Here is a 10,914-nt window from a genome sequence, read left to right on the forward strand (position 1 = left end):
TGTGCTCAGTGCCGATGTAGTTGTGGTTGAGCATCCGGGCCTCTTCTTGCGCCAGGACGACGACCCTGCGGGCACGGTCGGTAAATCGTTCGAACATCGGTGGTTACCTGCTCTCCCTCACCATCGGTACAACGGACGACATCGCGTACCTGACATCCACTGTAGTGGTCGGCTCGCCGGGCTTCCTACCTTGCGCTGATTACGCCACACGCAGACGCCCGGTCACTTGACAGCCGTAATAGAAGCAACGCGGTCAAACGGCAAAACGTTTCCGCGCCGAGTCGGTGATCGCTTCGCCATCAGCGAAAGCCGGACCAGCCCGCGTTCGGTGCTGGTCCGGCTTTCGCGGTAGTCAAATGGCGGTCAGGTCGCGGCGTGGAATGCGTCGATGACATCGGCCGGGATGCGGCCCCGCGTCGACACGTTGTGGCCATTGCGGCGGGCCCATTCCCGGATCGCGGCGCTCTGCTCGCGGTCGATGGCCCCGCGGCCGCGACCGGAACTGGAACGGCCGCGCCGACGACCGCCGACACGACGGCCGGCTTCGACCCACTGCTTCAGGTCGTGGCGCAGTTTCGTGGCATTTTTGCTCGAAAGGTCGATCTCATAGGTCACCCCGTCGAGGCCGAATTCGACGGTTTCATCGGCGGCGCCCTCACCGTCGAAATCATCGACCAGGGTGACGGTCACTTTCTTCGCCATTGGCTAAGCCTCACGCTTTCTTCCTGAGCACTTACTGTGCAAGTTGTTGGGCCGCCCCCGTGGGCATCAATCTGCCATAAGAAGGCGCGGCATTCAATACAACCACCATAGAGGAGGTCAGTTGCTATGCGGACGAACAATCGGGAACAATACTGTCTCTCTAATTGACAGGCCAGTCAAAGCCATCAACAACCGATCGATACCCATTCCGGTTCCCGTGCACGGCGGCATCGCGTACTCCAAGGCGGCGAGAAAATCCTCGTCGAGCACCATAGCCTCGTCATCACCGGCCGCCGCGGCTCGCGCCTGTTCAGCGAACCTCTCACGTTGCACTACCGGGTCGATCAATTCCGAATATCCGGTGGCCAGTTCGACCCCGCGGATATACAGGTCCCACTTCTCGGTGACTCCCGGGATGCTGCGGTGCTGACGCGTCAAAGGCGTTGTTTCTACCGGAAAATCCCGAACAAAAGTGGGCGCGGTCAAGCCGGCGCCGACGGCGTGTTCCCACAATTCCTCGACCAGCTTGCCGTGCCCGTACCCGCGACCGGCCGGCACCTCGACGCCGAGCGACTCGGCGATGGAAAGTAAGTGCTCAACCGTGGTGTTCGGGGTGATCTCTTCGCCGAGTGCCTCGGATAGCGACGGATACATTTGTATCGACGCCCATTCTCCGTCGATGTCATAGACACTGCCGTCGGGCAGTGGCAGTTGTCGCGTGCCGATCGCCACGTCGGCCACCTGTTGAATAAGCTCACGGGTGACGATCGCCGAATCGTCATAGGTTCCATACGCCTGGTAGGTCTCCAGCATGGAAAATTCGGGGGAATGAGTGGAATCGGTTCCTTCGTTTCTGAACACCCGATTAAGTTCGAAGACCTTGTCAAACCCACCAACGACACATCGCTTCAGGAACAGTTCCGGCGCGATCCGAAGGTAGAGGTCGATGTCGAGAGCATTGGAGTGCGTGACGAACGGCCGGGCCGCCGCCCCGCCCGCCAAAGTCTGCAACATCGGCGTTTCGACTTCGAGAAACCCGCGTTGCTCCAAAGCGGTCCGTACCGCGCGAATGACCGCGATCCGCAGCCGGGCGACCGTGCGTGCCTGCGGACGGACGATCAGGTCGACATAGCGCTGCCGCACCCGGGACTCTTCATTCATTTCCTTATGGGCCACCGGCAGCGGCCGCAACGCCTTGGACGCCATTTGCCAACTATCGCCGAGGACCGACAGCTCGCCGCGCTTTGAGCTGATCACCTCGCCGTGCACGAAGACGATGTCGCCGATATCCACATCGGCTTTCCACTCATCGAGCGCTTCCGCACCAACGCTGGCGAGGCTGAGCATCACTTGCAGTTGGGTGCCGTCGCCCTCTTGAAGTGTCGCAAAACACAGCTTGCCCGAGTTACGGGCGAACACCACTCGGCCGGCGACACCGACAATGTCGCCGGTGGTCGAATCGGCGGGCAGGTCCGGGTAGGCGGCGCGGATCTGCGCCAGGGTGTGGGTGCGCCCGACCTCGACGGGGTAGGGGTCGCGGCCCTCGGCCGACAGCCGAGCCCGCTTGTCCCGGCGGATCCGGAACTGCTCGGGGATGTCCTCAGGAAGGTCCTGCGGAGGGTCCTGATCGCCGGCGTTCACGACCTGCCAGCTTAAGTCATAGGCGCGGCAGCGCTATTGCCTCCTCAGCGCGCCGTCTTAAGCCGTCCGCGCTGGCTGTCGCGGTTACGTTCGAATACCAGCCGCAGGCCGTCCAGGGTCAGGTGCTGGTCGTAGTGATCGACGGAATGCAACTCCGCCAGCAGCAGCGGCGCGGTGTGGCCAGTCGCCACGACTGTGACCTGATTTCCGGGGCCGCCCGCGAAACCGTCCACGTCGTCGCGGATGCGGTGAACCAAGCCGTCGACCAGGCCGGCGAAACCGAAAACGGCACCGGCCTGCATGCATTCGACGGTGTTCTTGCCGACCACCGAGCGCGGCCGGGCCAGCTCTACCCGGCGCAGCGCGGCCGAGCGCGCGGCAGCCGCGTCGGACGAGACCTGGATACCCGGCGCGATAGCGCCGCCGAGGAATTCGCCTTTGCCGGACACCACGTCCACGCAGATCGATGAGCCGAAATCGATCACGATGGCGGCGGTCCCGTACTTCTGAAAAGCCGCGAGGCAGTTGACGATTCGGTCGGCGCCGACTTCTTTCGGATTGTCGACCAGCAGCGGAATGCCGGTGCGGACCCCGGGTTCGATCAGCACATGCGGCACCGACGGCCAGTACTGCTCGAGCATCACCCGTACTTCGTGCAGCACCGAGGGGACGGTGGACAGCGCGGCCGCGCCGGTCAGCTGATCGGCATCGTCACCGATCAGACCGTCGATGGTCAGGGCCAGCTCGTCGGCAGTGACTTCGGATTCGGTGCGAATCCGCCACTGCTGCACTACCTTCGCGTGCTCTCCCGAACCGGAAATTAGCCCGACGACGGTGTGTGTGTTGCGGACGTCGATTGCCAGCAGCACGGCTAGGCCGCCTTCATGCGAGTGAGCCTCATCGCGGCGAGACCAACTCGCCGGCGTCGGCAGGCACGAACGCCGGATCGTGGCCGAGATCGACCGGCCGGTTGTCGGCATCGACGAAGACGATCCTCGGCTTATAGCTGCGCGCCTCGGCGTCGTCCATCGTGGCGTAGGCGATCAGGATCACCAAATCACCGGGATGCACGAGATGCGCAGCGGCCCCGTTGATTCCGATCACACCGCTGCCGCGCGCACCGGTGATCGCATAGGTGACGAGCCGGGCGCCGTTGTCGATGTCGACGATGGTCACCTGTTCGCCCTCGAGCAGGTCGGCGGCGTCCATCAAGTCGGCGTCGATCGTCACCGAGCCGACGTAGTGTAGGTCTGCCTGGGTGACGGTCGCCCGGTGGATCTTCGATTTGAGCATTGTTCGTAACATCAGTTCCTCCAGGGTGATTCGAGGTCTCTAGTGCCGGTAACCGCGGGCTCTCGCCCGCCGACGCCGACGGTGGTGCTGATTTCGATCCCGACATTGTCGAGGAGTCTGGTAGCGCCCAGCCGGGCCGCAACGAGCAGACGGGCGGGGCCGTGCAGCGGCGCGGGTCCGAGGTCGGGGTCGCGCACCTGCAGGTAATCCACGTCGATCGCGGGTACCTCGGACAGCACGGCGCGGGCCGCCTGTAGCGCTGCGTCCGCACCACCCGACGCGGCGTGAGTCCCGGCCAGCAGTGCCGCCGACAGCACGCCGGCCAGTTCACGTTGCGTCGGGTCGAGGTACCGGTTGCGCGACGACATCGCCAGGCCATCCCGCTCGCGCACGATCGGCACACCGACGACGGCGGTATCGACGTTGAGGTCGGCGACCATCTGCCGCACCAACACCAGCTGCTGATAATCCTTCTCGCCGAAGAAAACTCGGTCAGGGTGCACAATCTGCAGCAGCTTGAGCACCACGGTCAGCATGCCGGCGAAATGGGTGGGTCGGGCGGCGCCCTCGAGGTCGGATCCCAGCGGGCCCGGGTGCACGGCGGTACGCGGGCCATCCGGATACATCGCCGCAACGCTTGGGGTGAAAGCTATTTTAACCCCTTCACCACGCAACAGCGCCAAGTCGTCTTCAACGATCCGCGGGTAGGCGTCCAGATCCTCGTCGGCGGCGAATTGCAGCGGGTTGACGAAGATCGACACCACCACCACCGAACCGGGCACCCGTTTGGCAGCGCGGACGAGCGCGAGGTGTCCGTCGTGCAGCGCGCCCATGGTCGGCACCAGCATCACCCGTCGACCGGTGTGGCGCAGCGCGCGGCTGACCTGGAGAACATCGCTGGGGCTGGAATACACGTTGAGTTCGCCGGCACTGAACTTCGGCCTGTTGAGGGTCGTCACGCGGAAGCCTCCAGGACCTGAAGGACCTCGTCGGGCGCATGCGCGCGGTGCGCGGTGCGCAGGGCGTTGACCCGGTAGGCCTGAGCCAGTTGCGCGTCGACAGCCGCCAGCGCGTTCAGGTGGCCGGCGACCGCGCTGGCATCGCCGCGCGCGACCGGGCCGGTGAGCGCCGCCTGTCCGCGTCGCAGGGTGTTCTCCAGTGCCGCGCGGGCGAGCGGTCCGAGTATCCGTTCCGCGATGCCGCCGGGTTGGTCGTCGACCAGCTGCTGGCCGAGGAGTTCGGTCCCCGACAGCGCGGCCCGTAATGCGTCCAGGGCGTCGGCGAGCACCGTGACGATGTGGTTGCCGGCATGGGCCAGCGCGGCGTGATACAGCGCCCGTGCGTCCTCGCGAACCCTGAACGGCTCACCGCCGATCTCCAGCACCAGGGATTGCGCGATCGCGTAACCGACCTCGTCGGCCGCGGTGATCCCGAAGCAGGTGTCCGGCAGCCGCGAGATGTCCTCGTCGGAGCCGGTGAACGTCATCGCCGGATGAATGGCCAGCGGTATGCAGTCCTGCCTGCTCAGCGGCGCGAGAACGGCGACGCCGTTGGCCCCCGAGGTATGCGCCACGATGGTGCCCGGCCGCACCGCCGATGTGGCGGCCAGTCCCGAAACCAGGCCCGCGAGCTCGGTGTCGGGCACGGCCAACAGCAGCAGCTCGGCGTTGCCGGCAACGTCCGGCACCGGCGACACCGGGGTGTCGGGCAACCAGCGCTCGGCGCGTTGCCGCGACGCCCGGGAAACGGCGCTGCAGGCCACCACGACGTGGTCGACACGTTCCAGCGCGACGCCCAACGCCGTTCCCACCCGGCCGGCGGAGATGATCCCCACCTTGAGCCGGGCGGGGCGCAATCCGTCGAACTGCACCATCGCAGACGACCCTCACAAGTCTCTTGATTCGTTCCAGTCCCGCGGCGCGGGTACCGGACGGTCGTTAAGACTCTACCCCGGCTACCACGCGGTTGGCCTGTGGCCTTCGCCTCAGTCCTCGCGCCGCCGCCGCCGGCCGCCGCCGGACGGGCTGGGTTGCAGCCGCGCCAACAACTCGGCGACCGACTGGCCGCCGGACGGCGGAGCGGAGGTATCCAACGGATCGGTGGTCCGGTGCCGGGCACTGGGCGAGGGTGGCGGCGACATTACCGGTTCCCGGTCGGGCGGTGGCGGTGGCGAAGCTGGCATTGGCGGCGGTGGGGTGGGTGGCGGCGACATCGCCGGCGCCGGCGTCTCGGTGTCGCCGACGCCGATGCCGGAGTCAGAATACGCGGAATTTTCAGCGGAGTGACGGGCGGCGGCCCGACGACCCGGCTCGCGCCAATCGGCTTCGGGCTGCCCGACCTGACTTGGCGGCTCGGCGGTGCTGGAATGCCGACCTCGCCGCTCAGCCGACAGCGGGGGGGCCTCGCTGACGCTGGGAGAACCGAGCGGAGCCCCCTCGCTGGACGGTGCGTTGTCGTACTTCCAAGGGCCGCCGCCGGTGTTCACGGCCGGTTCGGAATTCCAATTGCTGCCCGGTGCTCCAGGGGGCAGCCATTGTCCTTCGGAGGCGACTGGCTGCCAGCTGGTGGGCGTTTCTTGATGCCGCGACGCCGCGGTGGGGCCGGTCCACTCGGGCCGCGGCATTTGCGGTGGCGGCTCGGGCGGGATGGGTGGAGGTACGAAGCGCGGCTCGGGCTGCGGCGGCGCTTCCTCTCGCCGGTGTGAGCGACGTGGCGGTTGATACTCGGGGCGCTCTGGCTCTGGCGTGCTCGCGGATGACGCCCCCGCCGATGCGGCCCAACCGTTGGCCGCCGGCGTTGGCTCCCGCAGGGTCGAGCGGCCCTCGGGCTGCCGCTCTGCGTCGCCCGCGGGTGATGTCCCCGGCGCGGCGGCCCAACCGGTGGGTGGCGTCGATTCGTCCTGCTGGGCTCGAGCGACGCGCTCGTCTCGGCGCCGGCGCCCACCCCGGTCTGCTTCTGGCGCCTCGTATGCCTGCGCGGCAAGGTTTGGCCCGGCAGCTTCGTGAGCGCCGACGGGTTGGTAGTTGTACGTCGCGGCTTGGTAGCTGTCCGCGACCGGCTGCCGCGGCGGTGGGGCCAGCGGTTCTTCGGGCACGTCGATGATCGAGCTGTCGTCGGCGCGACGGGGCGGCTCTTCGGCCCGCACCGAGGTAACGCGATTGACCTGTTCCCGCGCGTTTTCGTGTTCGCGATCCCAATCGCTGCGCACGGTTTTGCGCTCGGTCTCCAGTGCCGGCCGCTCGCTGAGTTCGGCGTCGAACAAGATCTCCAGATTGGTGCGCAGCGCGGCCAACTCGGCGCGCAATGCCGAGACCTCGTCGGCGGAGTGAGCGCGCAGTTCGCTGGCCAGCTCGCGACGCAGCTGCGACTCCACGGTGAGCTCGTATTCGCGGCGGGCCGAGATTTCGCGGTCCAGTTGCAGGTCGTAAACCAGCTTCAGGTCCCGCGCCCGGGCCTGATCCACATCGCTCTGCCGGCGGTAGATCACCGACACGAACGCGGCGACGACGGCGGCCCACAGCGCCAGGATCACGGCAAGCTTCAGGAGCTCCACCCGGTTGGTAAAAACCAGCGCAGAACTGGCGCCGATAGCGAGCACCAGCAACGCCGTGAGCAGTACCCAACCCGGTCTGCGGCCGCCGCGCCGCACCCGGGCGCCGCGGGCCAGATCGGTCATGGCCCGACTGTACCGGGCCGAGGTCACTCCGCGTGTCGCCGTGCTGCGGCGATTCTCACCTGGACCGATTGCCCGCACTGAACCTGGCTAATTTTCCGCCCCCTCAGCATGCTCGGTCGGATCCTGCGGCGACTTGCAGCAATGTTGCAGCCACAGTGCGGCAATCACCAAAACCAGCGCGCTGACTGCCGCCACCGCCGTGCCGGCGGTGTCTTCGCCGGCCACCCTGAGCCACGACCGCCGCGGCAACAAGTACACCAGAACCCCGACCCACCAACCCAGCGCCAATGCGCCCACCCAGGCCGACGCTTTCGCGATCACCAGGGTGCGGGCCACCGACAGCGGATGCAGCCAGCCGGGCCCGTCGCCGATCTCACCGTCGCTGATCTTGGCCCGCACATGACGCCCCCACACCGCCTCGGCGATACCGACCGCAAGCAACGACAGACCCGTCCAGACCGTGATCGGTGGGAACCATCGGTAGAGCATCACGACAAGCAAGTATCCGACCACCGCAGTGCCGATCACCGCCGCCGTCAGGTCACGTTTGCGGGTCGGGCCCATCAAGTCCCCGATGCCGCGTCGGATTCCGCACTCTCGCCTCGCAATTCGAGTGTCAGCCCGGTCAGTTGCACACCGGCGCGGTCGGCAGGATCCAGCTGGGCGAGCAGCTTTGCGACGGACTGCTTTCCGCCCGCCACCGTCAGCTCGGCGTCCGGGTCGATGGCCAGCCATGGAATCATCACGAAGGCCCGCAGGTGGGCCAGCGGATGTGGCAGCGTCAGACCATCGTCAAGGGAAATCAGTTCGGTGTCGCCGACCGGCGACGTCTCGCGGCAGCTGACCAAATCCACATCGAGAGTTCGTGGGCCCCAACGCTGTCCGCGAACTCGGTCTGCCGCCTGCTCCATCTCCTGGGCGCGGCGCAACCAACCGTGTCCGTCGAGCGTCGCGTCGTCGGCGATCAGCACGGCGTTGAGAAACGGCCCCTGTTCGACGCCGCCCCAGGCGGCCGTCTCATAAACCGGAGAGACCGCTTGCACCGCCCCGCCCAGCCGGTCAAGCACCGACTGCAGCCGGGCCAGCCGGTCACCGATGTTCGATCCGAGCGACAACACCACCTGCGTCATTTGCGCCACTCCTCCCCATCGCTGCGCTCTGCATCGTCGGCGGCGCGCGTCATACGCCCCCTCCTGCCGGAACTACCGAACCCCTTCCCCCGCGGCGCGACCGCCGGGCCACCACCGCCACATCTGCGAACGTCTGCCGAATCGGAGCCTGCGGCTTGTGCACCGTCACCTCAACGGCGTGCACGCGCGGGTCTTTCATCACATCCTCGGCGATCTCCCCGGCCACCGTTTCGATCAAATTGCGGACGGGCCCGGCGATGATAGCGGCCGCGCGCTGCGCCAGGACGCCGTAATCGTAAGTGTCCGCGAGGTCGTCGCTGGCCGCGGCGTCCACCAGGTCGATCCACAGCGTGATATCGACCACGAAGTCCTGGCCGTCGGCGCGCTCATGGTCGAAGACTCCATGTCGGCCGCGAACCGTCAAGCCGCGCAACTCAATTCGATCAGCCATCGGATTCGTCCGCCCCACCTAGCGTCCACGCGTCGACGACCCGCAGCGCGTCGACCGACGCGCGTACATCGTGCACCCGCACGCCCCATGCGCCATGCAGTGCCGCCAATGCCGACACCACCGCGGTGGCCGTCTCACGTCCGTCAGGTTGCCGCACCGCGCCATCGGGACCGGCCAACAAGGTGCCAAGGAACCGTTTCCGCGATGCCCCGACCAGAACCGGGACACCGATCGCCACCAGCTTCGGCAAGGCGTGCAGCAGCGCCCAATTGTGTTGGCCCGTCTTGGCGAATCCGAGGCCGGGGTCGATGATCAGCTTCGCCGGATCCACGCCCGCGTCCACGGCGTCGTCGATGCTGGCGAGCAGCTCGGCGCGCACTTCGGCCACCACGTCGCCGTAGCGCGGAGTTTTGTGCGGGTGGTCAGACGACACCGATCGCCAATGCATCAGCACCCAAGGCACACCGGCCTCGACGAGCAGACCGGCCATGTCCGGATCGGCGCGCCCGCCGGACACGTCGTTGACCATCTGGGCGCCGTTTTCCAGCGCCGCGCGTGCAACGCCGGCGTGCATGGTGTCGATACTGACCGTAATACCGTGCGATGCAAGCTCTTTGACGACAGGAACGATGCGAGCGGCTTCCACCGCAGGATCTATTCGGACCGCGCCGGGCCGGGTCGACTCACCACCGACGTCGATGATCGCCGCGCCGGCAGCGGCCAACGCCAAGCCGTGCTCGACGGCGCGGTCGGGATCCAGGTAGTGCCCGCCATCCGAGAACGAGTCGTCGGTGACGTTCACCACCCCCATGACTTGGACGTGCGTCGTGCTCACTTGCGCAAGATCAGTTCGAGTGCCTCAGCTCGAGATGCATTGTCGGACTTGAACTGTCCACGCACTGCCGATGTGGTGGTAACAGCGCCGGGCTTGCGGACACCTCGCATCGACATGCACAGGTGCTCGGCTTCGATCACGACAATGACCCCGCGCGGATCGAGTTTCCGCATCAGGGCGTCGGCGATCTGGGCGGTGAGCCGCTCCTGCAGCTGCGGCCGCTTGGCGTACAGGTCGACCAGCCGCGCAATCTTTGACAATCCGGTGACCCGGCCATCGTGACCGGGGATGTATCCCACGTGCGCCACCCCGTGGAACGCCACCAGATGGTGCTCGCAGGTGGAGTACAGCGGGATCTGATTGATCATCACCAACTCGTCGTGCTGCTCGTCAAACGTGGTGTCCAGCACGGTGTCAGGATCGGTGTACAGACCGGCGAACATCTCGCGGTAACTGCGGGCGACGCGGGCCGGGGTGTCCACCAGGCCGTGCCGGTTCGGGTCCTCTCCGATCGCGTGCAGCAGCTCGCGGATCGCGGCCTCGGCACGCGGCTGGTCGAAGACCGGGGTGCTCTGGGTCGCGGTTCGGGAATTCGGCCGCACCATCGAAGCCTCCGTTCGTTTCAGCCGTGCGCCGACGGGTTGGACGGGCTCGGGTCGCCGCCGGGTGGGTCCACCGGCTGGCCTGCCTCCGGCGCAGGTGCACCGGGCGGCGGATACGGCGGATACGGCGGATAGGGCTGGCCGCCGTAGTTGTGTGGTGGCTGAGCCCAGTGCGGCGGTGCCGGCGGTGCGGACGGCGGCGGGTACCAGTAGCCGGGCGGCTGTTGCTGCGGCGGCCAGCCGGGAGCGTGCCAGCCTGCCGGTGCACCGTAATCGGGTTGCGTGTGGTGCGGTGGAGCGCCCGGGACATTCTGGCCCTCGGGGCCGCCCGGCGCTCCGTGAGAACCATTGGCGCCGTTGGTGGCCCGATCGGCCTCGGCCTGCGCGGCATCCCGGGCCGCCGCCGCGATCGCAGCCTTGAAGGCCGGTTCGGGCTGCGGTTTCGGCCATGGCTCGCCGCGCTCGATGGCCAACTCGCCAGGCGTTTTGATCGGCGGCTTGTCCGACGGGATGCGGCCACCGAAGTCGTCGAACAGGGTTAGCCGTGGCCGCTTTTCGACGTCGGCGAAGATCGCCTCCAACTC

At 67.1% G+C, this 10,914-nt stretch carries 12 protein-coding genes and 2 pseudogenes; all 14 read right to left on the bottom strand.

The features are described 5' to 3' along the window. Window positions 1–97 (bottom strand): Clp protease N-terminal domain-containing protein (locus VKI00_RS33690; RefSeq protein ID WP_131735922.1); only part of this gene is annotated, 97 nt, incomplete at its 3' end. A gap of 266 nt (window positions 98–363) precedes the next feature. Continuing rightward, window positions 364–702: a histone-like nucleoid-structuring protein Lsr2 gene (lsr2, locus tag VKI00_RS04375; RefSeq protein ID WP_324435713.1), complete on the bottom strand. Its 339-nt coding sequence runs from the start codon at window positions 700–702 to the stop codon at window positions 364–366. A gap of 117 nt (window positions 703–819) precedes the next feature. Then, the gene (lysS, locus tag VKI00_RS04380) at window positions 820–2,343 is read right to left on the bottom strand and encodes a lysine--tRNA ligase (protein ID WP_324435715.1); all 1,524 of its coding nucleotides are present in this window, start codon (window positions 2,341–2,343) and stop codon (window positions 820–822) included. A 44-nt stretch (window positions 2,344–2,387) separates the two neighbouring features. Further along, entirely contained in the window at window positions 2,388–3,212 is an 825-nt protein-coding gene (locus VKI00_RS04385) for a type III pantothenate kinase (protein WP_324435717.1), read from the bottom strand. 28 nt (window positions 3,213–3,240) lie between these two features. Next, a complete protein-coding gene (panD, locus tag VKI00_RS04390; RefSeq protein ID WP_324435718.1) occupies window positions 3,241–3,648 on the bottom strand; it encodes an aspartate 1-decarboxylase in 408 nt (135 codons plus the stop codon). Next, complete coding sequence (gene panC, locus VKI00_RS04395) at window positions 3,648–4,595, bottom strand: pantoate--beta-alanine ligase (protein ID WP_324435719.1); 948 nt, start codon at window positions 4,593–4,595, stop codon at window positions 3,648–3,650. Before panC ends, panD begins: the two co-directional genes overlap by 1 nt. After that, window positions 4,592–5,509: a Rossmann-like and DUF2520 domain-containing protein gene (locus VKI00_RS04400; protein WP_324435721.1), complete on the bottom strand. Its 918-nt coding sequence runs from the start codon at window positions 5,507–5,509 to the stop codon at window positions 4,592–4,594. The genes panC and VKI00_RS04400 overlap by 4 nt, the downstream gene beginning before the upstream one ends. Before the next feature lie 1,197 nt (window positions 5,510–6,706). Further along, window positions 6,707–7,312, bottom strand: a pseudogene (locus VKI00_RS33695) (DUF6779 domain-containing protein); the annotation flags it as partial. A gap of 87 nt (window positions 7,313–7,399) precedes the next feature. Further along, window positions 7,400–7,876, bottom strand: a complete 477-nt coding sequence (locus VKI00_RS04410; RefSeq protein WP_324435725.1) for a DUF3180 domain-containing protein — start codon at window positions 7,874–7,876, stop codon at window positions 7,400–7,402. Next, on the bottom strand, window positions 7,876–8,442 hold the full coding sequence (gene folK, locus VKI00_RS04415; protein ID WP_324435727.1) for a 2-amino-4-hydroxy-6-hydroxymethyldihydropteridine diphosphokinase: 567 nt from the start codon (window positions 8,440–8,442) through the stop codon (window positions 7,876–7,878). The genes VKI00_RS04410 and folK overlap by 1 nt, the downstream gene beginning before the upstream one ends. A 49-nt stretch (window positions 8,443–8,491) precedes the next feature. After that, the gene (gene folB / locus VKI00_RS04420; RefSeq protein ID WP_324435728.1) at window positions 8,492–8,893 is read right to left on the bottom strand and encodes a dihydroneopterin aldolase; all 402 of its coding nucleotides are present in this window, start codon (window positions 8,891–8,893) and stop codon (window positions 8,492–8,494) included. Then, a complete protein-coding gene (folP, locus tag VKI00_RS04425) occupies window positions 8,886–9,728 on the bottom strand; it encodes a dihydropteroate synthase (protein WP_324435730.1) in 843 nt (280 codons plus the stop codon). Before folP ends, folB begins: the two co-directional genes overlap by 8 nt. Beyond that, window positions 9,725–10,333 (bottom strand): GTP cyclohydrolase I FolE, encoded by a 609-nt coding sequence (gene folE / locus VKI00_RS04430; protein ID WP_324435732.1) that lies wholly within the window; start codon window positions 10,331–10,333, stop codon window positions 9,725–9,727. The genes folP and folE overlap by 4 nt, the downstream gene beginning before the upstream one ends. Window positions 10,334–10,350: 17 nt before the next feature. Beyond that, window positions 10,351–10,914: pseudogene (locus VKI00_RS04435) on the bottom strand (cell division protein FtsH); the annotation flags it as partial.

Origin of the sequence: Mycobacterium sp. (assembly GCF_035314665.1) — a bacterium.
In the GTDB taxonomy this organism is placed as follows: Bacteria; Actinomycetota; Actinomycetes; order Mycobacteriales; family Mycobacteriaceae; genus Mycobacterium.